Below are 20519 nucleotides of genomic sequence, written 5' to 3' on the forward strand. Positions count from 1 at the left end.
AGATTCCTCATCAATTGGTTCGCTTTCGAACCCATACGGCTCAAAAATTATTCACCCGCTGTTTTTTTATAAGAAAAAAAGCAGTTTAACAATTAGTATTATTTTAATAAGAATCGTTAAATTTATCCGAAGAAAAGCGTGTTTCCGGGACGATGATTCTGAAAAGCCAATTTCCTTCTTATTCTCTACTTTATACTAAATCATACTTTTAGGAGGAAATATGAAAAAATATAAATCATCGTTACTATTAATTATTCTATCTTTTTCTGTATTACTATTATCTGCATGCTCTTCCCAGCAAAGCGGGAAAAATGATGGTTTCTTCCATACGTACTTTGTTGAACCATTTGCAAAAATTATTCACTTCTTCGCAGAAGTTTTTGGCGGAAACTATGGACTAGCAATTATTTTCGTAACTTTGATCATCAGGCTTGTGTTAATGCCATTAATGCTAAGACAATATAAAAATCAAATGCATATGAAAGAAAAAATGGATGCCTTAAAGCCTGAGATGGATGCAATTCAAAAGAAGATGAAGGCCGAAAAGGATGCAAAGAAAAAACAAGAACTGCAAGCTGAAATGATGGGTCTATATCAAAAGCATGGTGTTAACCCATTAAATATGGGCTGCCTTCCAATTCTTATTCAGATGCCGATATTAACAGGCTTTTACTATGCAATTCGCGGCTCCCAAGAAATTGCTTCTCATAAATTTTTATGGTTTAGTTTGGGGCATCCTGATATCGTTATCACTATCATTGCAGGGGTTATTTATTATTTCCAATTTAGAGTTTCTCAGTCAACCATGCCAGAACAGCAGCGTCAACAAATGAAATTTATGGGGTTAATGTCCCCACTTATGATTGTCATGTTCTCTTTCAGTGCACCTGCCGCTCTGCCGCTTTACTGGGTTGTTGGGGGAACGTTCCTGACTGTTCAAACCTTGATTAGTCAAAAGCTCTATGCAAAAAAACCTGCAGAAGCGCAGGCAAAATAATCTATTCTCTAAAGGAAGCATCGACACAGATGCTTCCTTTTTTCATTGGATAGTTTATTTCCATGTTTGGCAACCTAATTTTGTACAACCTATAAAAAAGGAGTGCAAAAAAGTGAAATTGAGACTGTTCCTTACTGCTACTATCATGTTTAGTCTCTGCCTAGTTGGCTGTGCGCGAAATGATGTGAATGACGATACCGCCACCCGCAATGAGCTAAATCCAGCAAAAGCAAATTATAATATTCCAAATCACGGCGGGCCGGCCATTTCAGGTGTTGATGTCAGCGATCAAGAATTGGATAGAAATATTAACAAACAAGATATCCGTGGGACAAATGTGCAAAGTACTACGGGTTCCAAGATGCGTGTTGCAGAGGAAGCAGCCCGCAAGGTATCCGACCTGCCTGAGGTAAATCACGCCAATATTATCGTCTCGAATCATAATGCTTATGTTGCCGCAAAACTGAACCGTACGGCACGGAATGGACTTACAGCCAATGTCAAAGATACAATTTCTAGAACAGTTAAATTAGTGGATCCAGATATTGATAACGTCTATGTTTCCGTTAATCCAGATTTTTATGAACGAATGAATCGTTTTGAAAGAGACGTACGGAAAGGTCGGCCAGTTTCCGGTTTTTTTGACGAATTTACAGATACTATCCGACGTGTATTCCCGGATGCAAAATAGAAAAATGCCTGGCTTAAAGTGCCAGGCATTTTTTATGCGTCTTGAAAATAATCCTTGTAAAATCCGCCTACCTTGCCGGAGTTGTCAATAATGTAATAGAATTCTTCCGTTTCATTTTTTACATCGTACACTTTTCCAACAGTCAACATGTTTTTTACCATATATTTTTCAGCGTTTGTATGCACACATTTAACTTTCTTAACTGTTTCGCGTTCACGCCATGTCAGATGAATCATGCTTTCACCGCCCTTTTTCCTCAATTGTCCAAGTTTAAGTATAATCAAAAGGGCCGGTATCGTGCAACAACATTGAAAATATTATCTTTTCACTACTTCTTTTGCCTTCTCCCTTAACCTGTATTTTTGTATTTTTCCGGAGGCTGTCATTGGATAAGAGTCTGTAAATTCTACATATCGCGGGATTTTATGTTTCGAGATTTTTCCTTTGCAGAATTCCCTGAACTCCTCAGCATCCGCCGACTCCCCTTCTTTTAATATGATCCAGGCCATTACCTCTTCCCCATACACTTCATCAGGGATCCCTACCACCTGGACATCTAAAATTTTGGGATTTGTATATAAAAATTCTTCAATTTCACGGGGATAGATATTTTCTCCGCCTCTTATAATCATATCCTTCAATCGGCCGGTAATTTTGCAGTAGCCGTTTTCATCCATGACCGCCAAGTCTCCTGTATGCAGCCAGCCCTCTTGGTCAATCGCTTCTGTCGTTGCCTCAATATTTTTGTAGTAGCCTCTCATGACATGATAACCTCTGGTGCAAAGCTCCCCCTGAATACCGCGCGGCACTTCCCTACTCGTTCCCGGTTCAACAATTTTCACTTCGACATTTGGCAGAGCTTTTCCGACTGTTTCCACCCGTAATTCAATAGGGTCATCTGTCCGCGTCTGGGTAATGACCGGTGAGGACTCTGTTTGTCCATAGGCAATCGTAATTTCCGTGGCCCCCATCCTTTCGATAACGGCTTTCATGACTTCAATTGGACAATTTGATCCAGCCATGATACCGGTTCTTAAGGACGACAGGTTATACTTTTCAAACTCAGGATCATTCAATTCCGCGATAAACATGGTCGGAACACCGTGAAGTCCCGTGCATTTTTCATCTTGAACCGTCTGAAGTACCTTTTTCGGGCTGAATTCCTGTACCGGTACCATGGTAGCTCCTACAGTCATGCAAGCCATTGTACCAAGAACACATCCGAAGCAGTGAAAAAATGGAACTGGTATGCAAAGGCGGTCTTGAACTGTCAACTTCATGCAATTTGCAATATTTAAGGCATTATTGACAATATTATTATGGGTCAGCATAACCCCCTTGGGGAAACCTGTTGTCCCGGAAGTATACTGCATGTTAATCACATCATCGGGTTCAAGTGAGTTCATCCTGTTATCCAGTTCTTGATCTGAAACCAATTCACCTAAGCGAATAATATCTTCCCATGAAAAGGTACCTGGGTATCTCTTCTCCCCTAATACGATGACATTCTTAAGGAATGGCAGCTTGCTGCTTTTCAACCTGCCCGGTTCTGAAGTTTTTAATTCAGGTGCAATTTCGTAAAGCATATCGACATAGGAAGAATCCTTCATTTTATCCATTAAAATAATCGTAGTGGAGTCTGATTGTTTTAAAAGATATTCCAATTCTGCTGTTCGATAGTTTGTGTTTACCGTAACCAGTACTGCCCCCATCTTTCCTGTAGCAAATTGGGTAATCAGCCACTCAGGAGTGTTTGTCGACCATGCTGCAAGATGCTCTCCCTTTTCGATTCCAAGCTTCATTAAGCCTTTTGCAGCGGTCCGGCAAACTTGGTTGAACCTGCTATAGGTCCATCTCAGATTCCGGTCTGAATACACGACTGCTTCATGCTCTGGGTGTAATTTTGCTTTTTCTTCTAACAGCTCTCCAACTGTTACAGTTAATAATTCCGACATCCTTACAACCCCCTAAAACACTTTACAATCCAATAAAGTAAAACGCTTACAAAATGTATGTTAACATATTTTTGCGAATATTCAATATTTTTTAAATATAATATTTCCAATTATAGTAAACATAGCCCGTAATTAAGAATGACAAATTTGTGAAAATTTTATCAGTTAGGGTTCTCAAATCAATTGTAAACCATTACAATAGTAAAAACTGAATATTCAATCCACTTTCCGAGGAGGGCATTCTTAATTGAAGATTATGAGTAATGAACAGCTAATTCTTTCGTATCGGGATGCATTGAAGTCTGGTAAGGAAAAGGAATGGATAAAAATTCTTAAAGATGAAATTGAACGACGTGGATTAAGGCCATTAAAAAATCGCTAGACATTAAAAACCGCTGATCCGATTATCAGCGGTTTTCCTAATTTATTTTGACATATTATCCTTCAAGCAGTAACGTTTCCGGGTCCTCAAGGAGTTTCTTAATTGTACTTAAAAAGCTTACAGCCTCTTTGCCATCGACAATTCGGTGATCATAAGAAAGGGCAACATACATCATCGGACGATTCTCCATTTTGTCCTTGTCAACCGCAACAGGGCGAAGCTGGATTGTGTGCATGCCAAGAATCCCTACCTGAGGCCCGTTTAAAATTGGCGTTGAAAGTAATGACCCGAAAACCCCGCCGTTCGTGATCGTAAAGGTGCCTCCTTGTAAGTCCTTTAATGATAATTTATTTGTTCTTGCTTTTTCAGCAAGCTGCATAATATCACTTTCAATTTCAGCGAATGATTTTCGGTCGGCATCTCTAACAACCGGTACGACTAGACCCTCTTCTGCCGCTACAGCAATGCCAATATCATAAAACTTTTTAACTAAAATTTGGTCGCCTTGAATTTCGGCATTTAAATAAGGGTATTTTTTCAATGCAGCAACTACAGCTTTTGTGAAGAAGGACATAAAGCCCAGCCGAACATCATGCTCTTCGAAAAATTTATCCTTCCGGCGTTTTCGCAGGTCCATTACCGCTGTCATGTCAATTTCATTAAAAGTTGTTAACATGGCGGTTGACTGCTTTACCTCGAGCAACCGCTTTGCAATGGTCTGGCGGCGTCTGGACATTCTCTCATTGATAACTGGTTTTGCCGGATTTTCAACTTTCATCGGTTCCACTGATGCTTCCCTTTTAGGAACTGACGGCCCAGCCGGGTTCATACCAGGCTGAAATGATGAGACATCTTGTTTTCTTAATCTTCCTAAAGGGTCGGATGACGGAATTTCTTGTAAATTGATACCTTTCTCCCTTGCTAGTTTACGGGCAGCAGGCGAAGCGATTGGGCGCTTTCCTGATTCCTCTTTTCTATCCTGCTGTATACCAGCCGTCTCAACCGAACCTGTATTATTCGGCGGTGCAGGCGGAACCTCTGTTGGGACTGCAGCTGGAGGCTGTGGAGCCTGTTCTGAGACAGCAGCAGGAGCAGCTTGCCCCACGCCCTCTTCAACCACAGCAATCGTTTCTCCGACGCGTACGGTGTCTCCTTCAGAAAATTTCTGTTCTGTCAGTGTGCCGGAAAAATCGGATATGATTTCGATATTGACCTTATCCGTTTCCAACTCAACTAAATATTCACCCTTCTCAACCTGTTCCCCTGTGTTTTTTAGCCACTTAGCAATTGTTCCTTCTGTGATTGATTCGGCTAACTCTGGGACTTTAATTTCAGCCATGGCTAGATCCTCCTTCTTCAGCCCTTGAAAGTGCAGCACCAAGAATTTTTGATTGGATTAATTTATGAACGTTTGGTTCGCCCTCAGCAGGGCTTGACCGGCGCCTGCGGCCAATAAATTCAACCCTGATTCCAGCAGGGATTAGTTCATTAATCCGTGGTTCTACGAACGTCCAGGCACCCATATTTTTAGGCTCTTCCTGAACCCAAAGCACTTCATTTATATTCGGGTATTTTGCAAAAATAGTTTTCAAGTCCATTGTTGGAAACGGATAGATTTCCTCCAGCCTAATCACCTGAAGCCAGTCAAATCCGCTTGGATCCTTTGTTTGCTCGGCGATGTCAATGGCTATTTTTCCCGAACACATAACAATCCGCTCGACCTTTTGATGATCCCTGGAGTGTGTAAAGTGCTCGATTACCGGTCTAAATTCCCCTTCACTTAAATCATAGCCGGACGACGATACTACCGGATTCCTTAATAAGCTTTTTGGAGACATGACCACAAGGGGCCTTACTTCCTCCTTACCGAGCATGGCAGCCTGACGGCGTAAAAGATGGAAATACTGTGCTGCTGTGGTTAGATTGACAACGGACCAGTTTTTTTCAGAAGCAGACTGTAAATATCGCTCCAGCCTCGCACTAGAATGCTCCGGTCCTTGGCCTTCATATCCATGTGGAAGAAGGAGAACCAATCCAGATTTCTGTCCCCATTTTGCCCTCCCGGCCGCGATAAACTGATCAAACATAACCTGGGCCGCATTAGCAAAATCCCCATATTGGGCCTCCCAGATCACTAAAGTCTCCGGTGAAAAGACATTATAGCCATACTCAAAGCCAACCACCGCTGCCTCAGTTAATGGACTGTTATATACGGCGAAGGAAGCCTTTGCCATTGATAATTGATGAAGAGGAAGAAACATCCTACCTGATTGATAATCGTGCAGGACTAGATTTCTTTGAGCAAAGGTTCCGCGTTCAGTGTCTTGTCCTGATATGCGGATTGGGACCCCATCTGCCAAGATAGAGGCAAAAGCAAGTGACTCTGCTAAAGCCCAATCGACTTTCCCTGTTTCATCAAATGCTTCTATTCTTCTTTTTAAAATCTTTTCAAGTTTATTAAACACTTTAAAATCCTGCGGCCACTGCAGCAGCTCTTCGTTCATTTTTTTCAAAGTTTCAAGCGGCACCTTTGTTTCATATGTTGCTCTCTCTATATTGAATAATGGCGGTTCCGGTATCGTAATTTCTTCATCATGCTTAATTTTAGACACCTTATCATTTGCCTTAACAAGCCGTTCCTTAATATCCTTTTGAATTTTTGCTATGTCCTCTTCCGTTACAAGCCCTTCATTGCCAAGTTTCTTTCCGTAAAGTTCCTTCACGGTAGGATGCTTTTGAACAATGGTATACATTTGCGGGCTGGTTGTCATCGGCTCATCCATCTCGTTATGACCAAAACGACGATAACCAATTAAATCAATCAAGAAATCCTTTTTAAACTCCGACCTGTATTCGGCAGCTAAAACAGCGGCGGCGATGCAGGCATCCGGGTCATCAGCATTAACATGGATGATTGGAATCTCAAACCCCTTTGCCAAATCACTTGCATACCTTGTTGAACGTGAGTCATGGGATTCAGTTGTGAATCCAATCATATTGTTGGAGATAATATGAATCGTTCCGCCGGTACGATAACCTCTTAAACTGCTTAAGTTTAAGGTTTCAGCCACAATCCCTTCACCAGGAAAAGCAGCATCGCCATGAATTAGAATGGCCAAGGCAGCCTTATAATCTTCAGTTGGATATCCCGATGCACTTCTATCATCCTGTGCTGCTCTCGTGAACCCTTCTACCACAGCACCAACATATTCCAAGTGACTAGGATTATTAGCCAATGTAATTTTTGCCCTTACTGCATTTTCACCTGCAAGCTGCCGGTTTAACCCGAGGTGGTATTTAACATCACCGGTCCAGCCGAAGTTAATCCCAACTGACCCCTCAGAAGGAACAAGTTCCTTATTTGGCGCATGCTGAAATTCCGCGAAAATCATCTCATATGGTTTGCCTAGAACATGGGCAAGTACATTTAATCTGCCGCGGTGCGCCATTCCAATATTAATAGCTTCAGCTCCATCCCGTACGGTCTCGGCGATTATTTCATCGATTAAGGGAACCATTACGTCCAGTCCTTCAATGGAAAATCGCTTCTGACCTACGAAAGTTTTATGAAGGAATTTCTCAAATTCTTCCACTTCAGTTAGCCTTTTTAATATGTCTATTCGTTTTTCTTTTGGAAGCGGGGACTGGAGCCTTCCATTTTCAATCCTTTCGATTAGCCAGTTTCTTTCCGCAACATCATGGACATGATCGAATTCATATGCAATCGATTTTGTATACACTTCTTTTAGTTTCATATATGCATGAAATGCAGTTTGGCCCGATACCGGTCCATTTTCTGAAATAATCTGCCCGGGAAGACTCCTTAAATCTTCTTCTGTCAAACCATAGCTATTGAGATCCAGATGAGAAATATCAGGTGTATAATTTCCTAATGGATAAATATTGGCAGCCAAATGGCCAAATGTTCGGATATTTTCAGCAAGTTTTATGGCAGCATATATTTTTTCTGTTTGTAACGTTTTACCCTCATGAATATCAGGCTTAATAGCTGCGAAGGAGGAAAATTCCTCATCATTCATTTCTTCAAAAAACATTCTCATTTCCGGTTCAATTGCCGTTGGGTCCTCTTTATACCTTTCAAATTGGTCAATGACATAACCTAAATTTGGACCAAGGAATTCATCCAAAATAGCCTTTCTATTTTCATTAGGCCCCTTCATCCATCAATCCCCCTTAAAACATATGTAAATTTCACTTTGACAAAATACAGCATGAACCAAAATCACTATATCTTTATGTAATGTTTACATTTTAGTGTGTGTCATTCACGAGCAAAAAATTTCTTAATTAAAGAAAAAAGCACACGTTCGAAAACGTGTGCAAAGTTAAGACAATATACTTATGAATTAACGGAAATAACAGGAGAAAAAGATAACTCTTCCAGCTTTAGCGCAATTTTTTCAGCAGCATCCGAAGGATCTTCTGCAAAAATATCATAAAAATCCCCTATATAATCCTGTCTGGCATGAGTGTATCGGGGATCATAATAGTGCTCGAGCAAAATGGAGATCATATCCCGATAATTCCGTTCTTCTAAATATTCCAAAAGCGTGTTTTTAATTTCTATATCCTTGACACGCTTGATGACTTTTTCAATTCCAAGCGAGATTTTTTCATGGAACCAAGGCTCCTGCTTGTATGGTAAAACATACTCGGATACCAGATGTTTTACTCGCTGCTCGAGAGGGGAATGGATATAAATGTTTAGGCCTTTAAATTTAATATCCATCAATTCTTCAGGCTGTACAGCCTTTCCAATCCGCTTACTTTCAGCTTCAACCAGGAAGTAATCAGCACCCTGAATTTCCCAAAGCCCAGCAAATAATAAAGAATCAAAGGTCTTTTGATTATTTCCCTCATTAAGACCGATTGTTCCAAAAATAGAACCCCTGTGTGCAGCCATTTCTTCCAAATCCAAAATGGGATAGCCTCGTTTTTTCAATTGCTTTAAAACCTCAGTTTTACCAACACCGGTCATACCGTGAATGACGACAGCCTGATTCGGAACCATCGCTGGAATTTTCTCAAGGATAAAATGACGATGGGCTTTATAACCGCCAATTAAACGCCATGCATATATTCCTGCAAATTCCAAAAAGGTTGCGACGGCTTTACTGCGCATACCGCCGCGCCAACAGTAAACAACAAGTTCTCCTTTTTCGGAATAGGATTTAATTTCATTCAACATCCGGGGAAGCTTTGGCGAAACCAGTTCCATTGCTCGCCATTTTGCGGCTGCCTGGCCCTCGTGCTTATAAATCGTACCTATTTCCTGACGCTCCTCATTCGAAAACAAAGGCACATTAATCGCTCCAGCAATCGCTCCATCGTTAAATTCAATTGGTGAACGTACGTCAATAATGATTGGGTTAGATAAATTCAATAAATCTTCTACTGTAATTTCCTTCATGTTTACATTAAACTCCTAGCTACTGTTTTACTAAATTTTGATAAAAAACAAACAAAACTTCCTCAATGCGGGAAGTTTTTTGAAGTCAAGTTCATTAAAGTAATTATATACAAATTATATAGGAGTTAAGCAAGCCTATCAAGAAATTAAGATTTCCATCCAACATTTTACATTATACCAATTTACCAAACGGTACTCCAACCAACATCTCCAATGCCTTTAGAAACCTTCCCCAATTAGCCGGAAAGCTCTCCATTCCGCCAAATTCGTAGATTTTTTCCTGTGTTTTCAGGGTTACTGTCCAGAAGTTTCCGTCAAGAACAATTCCATTTTCCTTTTGATAGGTTTGTTCCCATTCCCAAATTCTCATTGAGTAAATTTTTCTTTTAAATTGCTCTAGGCTTCCTGGCTTAAACACGGGAAGGGGTGAAACCGGATGCTGCTTCGGTTGATTTCTCCATTCGGTATAAACAAACCTTTCTTTAAGAAAATTTATGCTGACATGATGAGAAATCCCTTCAAAACACTCCAAAGAAACGCTTAAAGAATATAATTGTTTGGTTGTTTCAGACACTCTCATACTTTTCTCATCCTCAAGAATATTAATTTCTTATACCCATTTGAGCAAATTATAATCAATATAAAAAAAAACGGATGTAACAATTGACACATTTTTACTTAAAAAGAGGAGGCATCTCGAGACGCCTCCTTCATTTTATGCGAGTGTTTGTTTATAAATGGACATGAATTCTTCCATCTCTTCCAGCTGGTCATTGGCAAAGTACTCGACAATTTTACTGCCAACTACTACTCCATCGCAATACTTCGTAATTTCCTTTATCTGCTCTTGATTTGAGATGCCAAAGCCCGCTAATACAGGAATCGGACTAACTTCCTTAACAGCTTGTAAAAATGAATGCAGTTCATTACCAAACTCGTTTCTTGTTCCTGTAATCCCTTTGACAGTAACGGTATATAAGAATCCCTTACCTTTATTAGAAATCTCTCTGATCCGTTCGATTGGTGTAGTCAGTGTTACGAGTCGAATCAATTCCACTTCCGCTTGTTCTAGCAGCGGGGCAATGATTTCCTCTTCCTCCACAGGCAGGTCCGGAATAATGCAGCCTGCGACACCTGCAGTTTGAACGTCATGGACAAATGTCTCGATTCCGTATGAATAAACTGGATTTAAATAGGTCATGAGAATAATAGGAGTAGTGACTGATTCACGTGCTTTGGTGATTTCTTTTAAAATCCCTTTTAATGTGGTTCCATTTTGTATTGCTCTAATACCCGCGCGCTGAATGGTAGGACCATCAGCAACCGGGTCAGAAAAAGGAACACCCACTTCAATCGCCGTTGCCCCGAATTTTTCTAACAGTGCCAGCCTTTCAGGCAGGTTCTCCAAACCGCCATCTCCAGCCATTATATAAGGCACAAAAGCTTTTTTGTTTTCCTTATTCAATTGTTGAAAAGCTTGTTCAATTCGGTTCATTTTCCGTTGCCCCCTTTAAGTCTTGATTTGACTGCATCCACATCTTTATCTCCACGCCCTGATAAGCAGACAACAATATTTTGGCCGGCTCCAAGCTGACCAGCCAATTTTACAGCGAACGCAATGGCATGGGAGCTTTCAAGTGCCGGTATAATTCCTTCAAGCTTCGATAATAGCTGAAAGGCATCAAGGGCTTCTTTATCAGTTATCGAGTGATAGCTAGCCCGCCCGCTGTCCTTTAGATAGCTGTGCTCCGGCCCCACACCCGGATAATCGAGCCCGGCAGAAATGGAATGTGCTTCTTGAATTTGGCCATCTTCGTTTTGCAAGACGTACATTAAGGCTCCATGCAAGACTCCCGGTCTCCCTTTTGTCAGCGACGCAGCATGAAATGGTGTATCAACGCCATGACCGGCGGCTTCCACACCAAAGAGTTTTACCTCTTCATCTTCGATAAAAGGATAGAACATTCCCATCGCATTACTTCCGCCCCCAATACAGGCTACGACCGCATTAGGAAAGCTCCCGTTCCTTGCTAAGAATTGTTGTTTTGTTTCCATGCCAATGACACTTTGAAAATCCCTGACAATGACCGGAAATGGGTGTGGGCCGGACACGGATCCCAATAAATAGTGGGTATCATCGACATTGGCGACCCAATACCTGAGGGCCTCATTTACGGCATCCTTTAAGGTCGCGCTGCCCGAAGTTACACTGACTACCTTCGCACCTAAAAGCTCCATCCGATACACGTTCAAGGCCTGCCGCCTGATGTCTTCCTCTCCCATAAAAATGATGCAATCAAGGTTTAACAGTGCACAAACGGTGGCTGTGGCAACTCCATGCTGGCCGGCGCCAGTTTCCGCTACAATTTTTCTTTTTCCCATACGGACAGCAAGCAGCGCCTGACCGATCGCGTTATTGATTTTATGGGCACCGGTATGGTTTAAATCTTCTCTTTTTAAATAAATATTGGCCCCCCCGGCATGCTTTGTCAGGTTTTCCGCAAAATAAAGCGGGGTTTCCCTGCCAACATATTCCTTTAGTAATCTATCAATCTCAGCTTGAAATTCCGGGTCATTTTTTGCCTCGTTGTATGCCTCATTCAGTTCTGTTACAGCCTTCATTAGTGTTTCAGGAACAAATTTCCCACCATATATGCCAAAATGACCTTTTTCATTCGGTAATGTATAAGTACTCATATAATATCCTCCTAGTGTTCGCTTTTTGCTTTTTCTAAAAATACTTTTATTTTCGCCAGATCTTTTACCCCATCGGTTTCTACCCCGGAACTCACATCGACCATATATGGTTGAATGGTGTTGATGGCAGCCTCTACATTTTCCTGATGCAGCCCTCCTGCCAGGATGACCTTTTTCCCCTCAAGGAGTCCGGTATTCACCTCACTCCATGTGAATGCTGTCCCATTTCCCCCGTGATATTTCCCTTTGGGGCCATCAAGAAGAATATACTCAGCAGGAAAATTCCTAAGTTCCGCTAATTTCTCATTTCCTTCAAAACTGGCAGCCTTGATCACCGGGAGCGAAAGGGATTCACTAAAGTTTTCCGATTCCTCTCCGTGCAGTTGAATATGAGTCAGGCCGGCAATTGCAGCAATCCGTTCAATTTCAGCTTGTGATTCATTGACAAAAACACCGACCTTATATACTTCCTTAGGCAATTCGGAAATGATTTCTTGTGCCTTCTCAGCGGTTATTCTCCGCTTGCTTTTTGCAAACACAAAGCCAAGTGCATCAGCACCATACTCCACTGCCGCAAGTCCAGTGTCCACATCCATAATCCCGCAGATTTTTACTTTCATGGCCGTGCACCTTCTATTAGCGGCAATTGGAAATCTGAAAAGGTTCGCTTGAGGTTTGCGCTTTTCATAAAGGCTTCCCCGACAAGAATGCTATTTGCTCCAGCATTCCTAACCCGGTTAACATCCTCCCGGCTATGAAGTCCACTTTCACTTATTAAGAAAGCACCTGATTGTTTCACCGCCGCTGCTAATTTTTCAGTAACTTCAAGTGATACTTGGAAGGTTTTTAAGTCACGGTTATTCACGCCAATCAGCTTTGCCCCGGTCTTTAGGGCCGTTTCCAATTCAGCCTGATTGTGAACCTCCACCAAAACCTCTAGACCTAAATTTGTGGCATATTGATATAATTCGGTTAATTTTTTTTCATCAAGCGCAGCGACAATCAATAGGATGATATCAGCCCCATGTGCGCTGGCGTTATTGATTTGCAGCGGATCGATAATAAAGTCTTTGCAAAGGATCGGCAGCTGCACTGTTTCCCTTACCGCTATTAAATCTTCAAAAGACCCTTTAAAAAAAGTTTGGTCAGTTAGAACGGAGATGGCGCTGGCACCGGATTGTTCGTAAATGGAAGCCTGTACAGCCGGTTCCACACCATTATTAATCATTCCTTTCGAAGGTGAAGCCCGCTTGAATTCAGCAATAATGGATATTTGCTGTGACTTTTGAAGCTTATCAAGCAACGATCTTTTTTCACGATCTATTGCCGGATAAAAATCACTCTGATTCTGCAGGAGAGCCAGTTCCTGTTTCTTTTGTTCAATAATTCGGTCTAATATCGTTGTCACTTATATCGCCTCTCTTTGCATTTTTCGTGATTTTTCAATTAATACTTCTAATTTGTGATGGGCCGCTCCAGAATCAATGACTTCTGCGGCTAGTTTTATACCCGCTTTAATGGTGTCTGCCTTTCCGGCTGTTAAAATACCAAGGCCAGCATTTAGGAGTACGGTATCTCGATAAGGACCCTTTGTACCTCTTAGCACATTCCGTAAGATTTCTCCGTTTTCCATCGCATCGCCGCCTTTTATGAAGCTATTATCATAGGTTGGCAGACCAACATCTTCAGGATAAAAGGATTGGCTTGTGATGACTCCATCTTCTAAAATAGTCAAATGGTTTTCTCCCTGCAGGGATGCCTCATCCATAAATCCGGCGCCATTTAGGACGATCGCCCGCTTGCGTCCAAGCTGATTTAACACCTCGGCAAAAACTGGCAAAAGATCTCGGCGATACACGCCTAGAAGTTGATAGTCCAATTCAATCGGATTTGTCAAAGGCCCGATAAAGTTAAAAATTGTCGGGATTTTCAACTGTCTCCTAACCGTCGTCACCTTTTTCAATTTTGGATGCACATGTGGGGCAAATAAAAAGGCAATCCCGATTTCGCTTAGGATCTCTTCCGTACTTTCTGCTGGTAAATTAAGATTGACGCCTAAGTATTCCAGAACGTCAGCGCTTCCTGTCTTACTGGAAACACTTCGATTTCCATGTTTAGCAACTGGTATTCCAGCCGCAGCGAGGACAAAAGCAGAAGTAGTACTTACATTAAAGCTTGAAGAACCGTCACCGCCAGTTCCGCAATTATCCAAAGCATTCGGAAACTTCTTTTTAAATGACAATGTCTTTCCTTTTAATGCTTTTACAATGCCAACGATTTCATCAACTGTTTCCCCTTTGGATTTAAGTCCCATTAAAAAAGCGGCAATTTCTGATTCCGATACCTCTTCACCTAAAATAAAATCAACTGCTTCCTTCATCTCGTTTTCCGAGAATGACCGTTGTTCAGCTAACTGTAGTAAATATTCCTTCATTTGTATCCATCCTTCCTATTTCAAGTAAGAAATTTTTAAGCATTTGTTTTCCTAATGGAGTCCCAATAGATTCTGGATGAAACTGGAGCCCGTAAACCGGGTAATCCTCGTGTTTAATCGCCATAACCTCGTTATCATCCATGGAATGAGCAATACACTCAAGTTCTGGCGGCATCGTATCTCTTTCAATTTTTAATGAATGGTAACGCATCACTTCCAATGGTGAGGATAAATAATTAAAAATGCCGCTGCCATTATGATTGATGAACGAAGTTTTGCCATGTTTAATTTGTTTTGCTCTATTAATCTCACTTCCGAAGGCTGCTCCAATTGCCTGGTGCCCAAGACAAATTCCTAAAATAGGAATTTTATTATAGAAGTTGTTAATGATCTCGATACAGATACCTGCGTCCTCCGGTTTACCAGGCCCTGGTGAGAGAATAATTGCTTTTGGATTCAATGCCTTGATTTCCTCTAGACTAATCTGGTTATTTCGATAAACTGCGGCTTCTTCCCCTAATTCTCCCAAATACTGATAAAGGTTGAAGGTAAATGAGTCAAAGTTATCAATGAGTAATATCATCCCGGGGTTCCCTCCAAAAATGCTTTTAATTTATTTAAGGTTTCTTCATATTCTGATTCAGGATCGGAATCATGGACAATGCCGGCCCCAGCTTGAATAAATGCCTTTCCGTCTTTTAATATCATCGTCCGAATCGCAAGGGCAAAATCCATGTTTCCATTCACTGAAAAGTAACCAATCGCTCCCGAATAGAGACCTCGTTTTGATTTTTCAAGTGTGTTAATGATTTCCATCGCCCTAACCTTTGGTGCTCCTGATACCGTCCCGGCCGGGAGGCAGGCAGCAAGCGCGTCAAGCGCGGTTTTATCTGACATGAGGGTTCCGCTGATTTCAGAAACGATGTGCATAACATGGCGGAACTTTTCAATGGCCATGTACCGGTCAACCTGAACGGTACCAAATTCGCAAACCTTCCCCAAGTCATTTCTGCCAAGATCGACGAGCATCTTATGTTCAGCCAATTCTTTTTCATCAGCCAATAATTCCTTTTGAATGGCTTCATCTTCAGCTGCGGTTTTTCCTCGTCTTTTTGTTCCGGCTATCGGATTGGCTATGACTGATTTACCTCTTGTCTTAATTAAGCTCTCAGGCGATGAACCAATCACGGTATAGCCATCAAAGTCGATATAGAACATATAGGGCGTCGGGTTGTTAGCCCGGTGTTTACGATAAAGCGATAATGGAGAGCCTTCAAAGGCTGCTTTCATCCTCCTCGATAGGACAACCTGGAAAATATCACCCTCTAAAATATGCTCTTTAGCAATTTCAACATTCTTGATAAAGGCTTCCTTGGAAATTTCCGATTCAAATCCCGATAAGCTAAAACTATTCTCCTCATCATTAACATTAGGTGTTTTTAATTCCTGAAGCCTTTTGTCGATTCTCATTTCAATACTTGCACCGTCTGAATCATCCTGAAGTGGAATACCGACGATAAATACCCTCTCCTTAAGATGATCAAAGACAATCACTTCCTCATACACCATTAGGTGGACATCTGGCATATTCAAACTGTTCGGGTATTCCTTACCAATCACTTCATACTGTCTGATGATATCGTAGCCGACATAGCCAATCGCCCCGCCGATAAACGGAAATGGCAGCTCATCAAGTTTTATCGAAGGCAGAAGATTATCGATAACCTCTAATGGATTTCCGCTTATTTCCTGCGTTTGCCCATTTCTTTTAATCAAGCGATTTTCCTTTCCTATGGAAACAAGCTCAATGGCTGGATCTGCGCCAATAAAGGAATAGCGGCCGGAATCATTATATTTATGGGAACTTTCCAATAAGAATTTCTTCTTTCCGCTGATTTTTTGCAAAATGGAAATGGGCGTTAGAGTATCACCGCTTATTTCTTTCATAAAAATAGCCATTTTAATGTTCATCGTTCAGACTCCCTTCAGAAAATAAAAAAAGTCCCCTATATCCATAACATGGTTATGAATATAGAGGACGAATCTCGGATCGTGGTGCCACCTCATTTTGAAGCAATTAGTTTGCTTCCTCGTTTCAGATACAGAGCAAATAACTCGATATCCTATCCTTTTAACGGTGGAACTCCGTACATCCCTACTCTAGTTCAAGATGTCTCTCGCAAGTCCATTCGGCAAATCCTTTCTTATCGGGCTCACACCATTCCCCGACTCTCTGGAAAGAAACAAATATGCGTACTCCTCTTGCTCATCGATTTCATTATTTTTTTGACAATAAAAAAGGGCCTCACGTCCATAAAAAGGACGGGAGACCCGTGGTGCCACCTTCATTAGCTAACTAATTAGCTCACTTTACCGATATCAAAGAAAAATACTTTAATATCTGTCTCATGTAACGATGAGATTTCGCCAAAGCCTACTGGTCCACTTATGGAAGGTTCGGTTTGGAGGCTCCGAAGTCCATTCACTTAAACGTCATCACTGATTTTCACCAACCATCAGCTCTCTTTTGAATCCGTAAAAGCTACTACTCTTCATCACTGCCGCAAGTTCATTTTGTTGTTTTTTATGTTATTACAATAACCAGTATATTGTCAAGGGATTAATTTTAGAATTATCTATTTTTTACAAAAGCAATCTAATTTCCCTTACCATTAAAAGGATTACTTCCTTAAGTTTTTTTAAATCAAAATAGTGAATATTAACAGTACAAAGAAAAAAGGCGGGATAGAGGATAAATGGAACACATTGAACAATTGTGGAATAATCCACGGACCGCTAAAAAGAAGCAATCAAAGGCTGGCCAAAATCGATCAAGTGAGATATCTAACAAGAAGTGGGCAATTCTATCTATATCTTCCATTCCATTGGTCATGACTTTAGGAAATTCCATGTTAATTCCGGTATTACCGGCATTGGAGAAGGAATTATCCATTTCTTCCTTTCAGTCGAGTTTAATTATAACTGTTTATTCAATCGTAGCCATTATCTTAATACCAGTTGCCGGCTACTTATCTGATCACATCGGCAGGAAAAAAGTAATTATCCCAAGTTTAATTATCGCCGCGCTCGGGGGATTGCTTTCGGGATGGGCTTCTTGGAAATTGGACGCTTATTGGCTGGTTTTAGTTGGCCGTGCGCTTCAGGGGGTTGGTGCAGCTGGGGCATTTCCGATTGTCCTGCCGCTAGTTGGTGATATGTTTAAAAATGAGGATGATGTGAGCACCTGCTTAGGAATCATCGAAACCTCCAATACATTTGGCAAGGTTCTAAGTCCGATTTTCGGAGCAATTTTAGCTGGGTTTATCTGGTTTTTGCCGTTTTTCTCGATCCCTGTATTTTGTCTTATTTCAGTACTAATGATGGTATTTCTTGTTAAATCACCACAAAAAAAGCAAAAAACAATCCCATTTAGGGATTTCTTTATGAATGTTAAAAAGACTTTTGCTGAAAGCGGTCGTTGGCTATATGCCATCTTTTTTATTGGCGGTATTCTTATGCTTGTTCTGTTTGGCATCTTATTTTACCTATCAGAAGTGTTTGAAAAAGAATATGGCATTAAAGATCTTAAGAAAGGGTTCTTTTTGGCATTACCTCTTGGAGCACTTTGCTTATCCTCCTTTATCGGCGGAAAGGTGATTAAAAAAAATAAAGTGTTAATGAAGTGGTTAACATTTGGCGGAATTCTTGCTGCAGGGCTTTCTATTGCGGCCTTATGGATTTCCATTAAGCTTTGGTTTATGATTTGCATGTTTCTGATTGCGGGGATTGGCATTGGTCTAGGCCTCCCCTCTCTTGATGCGCTTATTACAGAGGGAGTCGAAAAGAAAGAGCGGGGCACCATTACCTCACTTTACAGTTCTATGAGGTTTATTGGCGTTGCTGCCGGACCTCCGATTATCGCTTTATTGATGAAGTTTCCGAACCACTGGATTTTTATTTTAATGAGCAGTTTAAGCGTTTTGGCAGCCATTGTGGCTCTTTTCGCCATTAAACCGCCTCCTGAAAAAAGTTAAAAGCCGGCCAAAGATGCCGGCTTTTTCTATTATTTTACTGGTTTTTTCAGGAATCCGATTAATAACGCTGAAACAACCGCGCCAGCAAGAATTGCCAGGGCGTACATAAGAGCTCCGTTTTCTACTAATGGTACGACGAAGATTCCGCCATGAGGTGCCCTTAAGCCAATATGAAATGCCATGGATAGAGCACCGGCTACCGCAGAACCTGCCATAACGGATGGTATCACCCGGAATGGGTCTGCTGCCGCAAATGGAATCGCACCTTCTGTAATAAACGATAATCCCATTACATAGCAAGCCTTACCCGCATCTCGTTCCTCAGTCGTAAACTTATTCTTAAATAGTGTAGTGGCAATAGCAATTCCTAATGGCGGCACCATGCCTGCCGCCATAACCGCTGCCATTGGTTCGTAAACGCCACTCGCCAGCAAGCCTGTACCGAATACATAGGCCGCTTTATTAATAGGGCCGCCCATATCAAACGACATCATTAAACCTAATACAATCCCTAAAAGAACAGCGTTTCCAGTCCCGAGACCTGTCAGCCAATGAGTAATCTCTGTATTTAACCATGCTACTGGTTTGTTAACAACATAATGCATAATAAATCCAGTAATGGCGATCCCTAAAAGTGGATAAATTAAGATTGCTTTGATTCCTTCCAGCGACTTTGGAAGTCCGGCAAATACTTTCTTTAAAAACAGAACAATATAACCAGCCAAGAATCCGGCAATTAACCCGCCTAGGAAACCTGCGCCGCCGTTTGCCGCCATCATACCGCCAACCATACCGGCTGCAAAACCAGGGCGGTCTGCAATGCTGAGGGCAATAAATCCAGCTAGAACGGGTACAATCAGTTTAAATGCGTTGTCGCCGCCAATGGTCATTAATGCCGCAGCAATCGGATTATAGGATGGATCGTCCGGCTTAAAGGAGTTATAGCCAAACATAAAGCAGATTGCAATTAGGATTCCGCCCCCAACAACAAATGGAAGCATGTTTGACACACCGTTCATTAAGTGCTTGTAAAATCCCGTTTTTGAACCTTTTTGCTCTGATTTTTGAGTAACTTCAGTGCCGCTGCCTTTGTAGACTGGAGCGTCCTTTTTTAAAGCCCGTTCGATTAATTGCTCCGGGCGCCGGATGCCATCAGCGACCGCCGTCTGTATGACATGTTTTCCTTTAAACCGTTCCATTTCGACATTGATATCGGCAGCTACAATAACTGCTGTAGCATTTTCAATTTCCTCTTTAGTCAAAACATTTTTGGCTCCGCCAGAACCGTTGGTTTCAACCTTGATATTGACACCCAATTCGACAGCCTTGGCCTTTAAAGAATCTGCCGCCATATAAGTATGGGCGATTCCGGTTGGGCATCCAGTCACTGCTACAATTGAATTCTTTTTCGTATCAGATACTGCCTCCGCTTTCTCCTCTTTATCAAAACGGTTGATGGTACCTATTATTTCATCCGCAGATGCGGCCTTTAATAATTCATACCGTACTTCAGCTTTCATTAACAATCCGGACAGACGTGCCAAGGCTTCCAAATGAGTGTTATTAGCCCCTTCTGGTGCAGCGATCATGAAAAATAAATGGGCAGGCCTTCCGTCCAACGATTCATAGTCAACACCGGCAACGGATTTACCAAAGGCAATAGCCGCTTCTTTAACTGCCGCCGTTTTTGCGTGTGGAATCGCAATTCCGTCGCCGATTCCTGTTGTACTTTGGCCTTCTCTTTTTAAAATGGCGGATTTAAAATCATTTTGGTTTGTTATTTTTCCCGCCTTCAGCAGTACATCGACAAGCTGATCAATTGCTTCTTCTTTTTGTTTACCATCAATATTTAAAAGGATTGTATCTTTTGTAAGCAATTCTGTAATTTTCATTTTGGT

Annotated in this window: 18 protein-coding genes and 2 other annotated features; of the genes, 4 read left to right on the top strand and 14 right to left on the bottom strand. The window is 41.5% G+C overall.

What is annotated here, in order from left to right:
* Positions 1-220 precede the first annotated feature (220 nt).
* Together yidC and ACNQGS_RS07450 are read left to right on the top strand one after the other, a co-directional pair.
* Positions 221-997 (top strand): membrane protein insertase YidC, encoded by a 777-nt coding sequence (gene yidC, locus ACNQGS_RS07445; RefSeq protein WP_491486776.1) that lies wholly within the window; start codon positions 221-223, stop codon positions 995-997.
* 112 nt (positions 998-1109) lie between these two features.
* Entirely contained in the window at positions 1110-1688 is a 579-nt protein-coding gene (locus tag ACNQGS_RS07450; RefSeq protein WP_491486777.1) for a YhcN/YlaJ family sporulation lipoprotein, read from the top strand.
* A gap of 32 nt (positions 1689-1720) precedes the next feature.
* Here ACNQGS_RS07450 and ACNQGS_RS07455 read toward each other — a convergent pair whose 3' ends face one another.
* Together ACNQGS_RS07455 and ACNQGS_RS07460 are read right to left on the bottom strand one after the other, a co-directional pair.
* Entirely contained in the window at positions 1721-1924 is a 204-nt protein-coding gene (locus ACNQGS_RS07455) for a DUF6501 family protein (RefSeq protein ID WP_213145171.1), read from the bottom strand.
* An 81-nt stretch (positions 1925-2005) separates the two neighbouring features.
* Complete coding sequence (locus ACNQGS_RS07460; protein ID WP_491486778.1) at positions 2006-3643, bottom strand: AMP-binding protein; 1638 nt, start codon at positions 3641-3643, stop codon at positions 2006-2008.
* A 256-nt stretch (positions 3644-3899) separates the two neighbouring features.
* On the opposite strand from ACNQGS_RS07460, the gene sda reads away from it, so the two are divergent.
* Complete coding sequence (gene sda, locus ACNQGS_RS07465) at positions 3900-4025, top strand: sporulation histidine kinase inhibitor Sda (RefSeq protein ID WP_378583628.1); 126 nt, start codon at positions 3900-3902, stop codon at positions 4023-4025.
* 55 nt (positions 4026-4080) lie between these two features.
* On the opposite strand, the gene odhB is transcribed toward sda, so the two are convergent.
* From odhB to trpE, 11 genes are all read right to left on the bottom strand, one after another.
* Positions 4081-5364 carry a 2-oxoglutarate dehydrogenase complex dihydrolipoyllysine-residue succinyltransferase gene (gene odhB / locus ACNQGS_RS07470; RefSeq protein ID WP_491486779.1) on the bottom strand — a complete coding sequence of 428 codons (1284 nt, stop codon included), beginning with the start codon at positions 5362-5364 and terminating at the stop codon, positions 4081-4083.
* Complete coding sequence (locus ACNQGS_RS07475) at positions 5357-8206, bottom strand: 2-oxoglutarate dehydrogenase E1 component (protein ID WP_491486780.1); 2850 nt, start codon at positions 8204-8206, stop codon at positions 5357-5359. Before ACNQGS_RS07475 ends, odhB begins: the two co-directional genes overlap by 8 nt.
* 179 nt (positions 8207-8385) lie before the next feature.
* Positions 8386-9456, bottom strand: a complete 1071-nt coding sequence (mnmH, locus tag ACNQGS_RS07480; RefSeq protein WP_491486781.1) for a tRNA 2-selenouridine(34) synthase MnmH — start codon at positions 9454-9456, stop codon at positions 8386-8388.
* A 172-nt stretch (positions 9457-9628) separates the two neighbouring features.
* Positions 9629-10036, bottom strand: a complete 408-nt coding sequence (locus ACNQGS_RS07485) for a hypothetical protein (protein WP_491486782.1) — start codon at positions 10034-10036, stop codon at positions 9629-9631.
* A 135-nt stretch (positions 10037-10171) separates the two neighbouring features.
* Positions 10172-10951 (bottom strand): tryptophan synthase subunit alpha, encoded by a 780-nt coding sequence (trpA, locus tag ACNQGS_RS07490; protein ID WP_491486783.1) that lies wholly within the window; start codon positions 10949-10951, stop codon positions 10172-10174.
* Positions 10948-12153, bottom strand: a complete 1206-nt coding sequence (gene trpB, locus ACNQGS_RS07495) for a tryptophan synthase subunit beta (RefSeq protein ID WP_491486784.1) — start codon at positions 12151-12153, stop codon at positions 10948-10950. Before trpB ends, trpA begins: the two co-directional genes overlap by 4 nt.
* An 11-nt stretch (positions 12154-12164) precedes the next feature.
* Complete coding sequence (locus ACNQGS_RS07500; RefSeq protein WP_491486785.1) at positions 12165-12773, bottom strand: phosphoribosylanthranilate isomerase; 609 nt, start codon at positions 12771-12773, stop codon at positions 12165-12167.
* A complete protein-coding gene (trpC, locus tag ACNQGS_RS07505; RefSeq protein WP_491486786.1) occupies positions 12770-13561 on the bottom strand; it encodes an indole-3-glycerol phosphate synthase TrpC in 792 nt (263 codons plus the stop codon). Before trpC ends, ACNQGS_RS07500 begins: the two co-directional genes overlap by 4 nt.
* Complete coding sequence (gene trpD, locus ACNQGS_RS07510; protein ID WP_491486787.1) at positions 13562-14587, bottom strand: anthranilate phosphoribosyltransferase; 1026 nt, start codon at positions 14585-14587, stop codon at positions 13562-13564.
* On the bottom strand, positions 14559-15170 hold the full coding sequence (locus tag ACNQGS_RS07515) for an anthranilate synthase component II (protein ID WP_491486788.1): 612 nt from the start codon (positions 15168-15170) through the stop codon (positions 14559-14561). Before ACNQGS_RS07515 ends, trpD begins: the two co-directional genes overlap by 29 nt.
* Complete coding sequence (trpE, locus tag ACNQGS_RS07520) at positions 15167-16558, bottom strand: anthranilate synthase component I (protein WP_491486789.1); 1392 nt, start codon at positions 16556-16558, stop codon at positions 15167-15169. Before trpE ends, ACNQGS_RS07515 begins: the two co-directional genes overlap by 4 nt.
* Before the next feature lie 60 nt (positions 16559-16618).
* Positions 16619-16866: a binding site (T-box leader), on the bottom strand.
* 36 nt (positions 16867-16902) lie between these two features.
* Positions 16903-17155 (bottom strand) — a binding site (T-box leader).
* A 188-nt stretch (positions 17156-17343) separates the two neighbouring features.
* Between trpE and bcbE the strand changes: the two genes are divergently transcribed.
* Entirely contained in the window at positions 17344-18621 is a 1278-nt protein-coding gene (gene bcbE / locus ACNQGS_RS07525; RefSeq protein ID WP_213145157.1) for a bacillibactin exporter BcbE, read from the top strand.
* A 29-nt stretch (positions 18622-18650) separates the two neighbouring features.
* Here bcbE and ACNQGS_RS07530 read toward each other — a convergent pair whose 3' ends face one another.
* A complete protein-coding gene (locus ACNQGS_RS07530) occupies positions 18651-20513 on the bottom strand; it encodes a PTS fructose transporter subunit IIABC (protein ID WP_491486790.1) in 1863 nt (620 codons plus the stop codon).
* Positions 20514-20519: the final 6 nt, after the last annotated feature.

Source organism: Neobacillus sp. PVCKKU3, assembly GCF_058323225.1.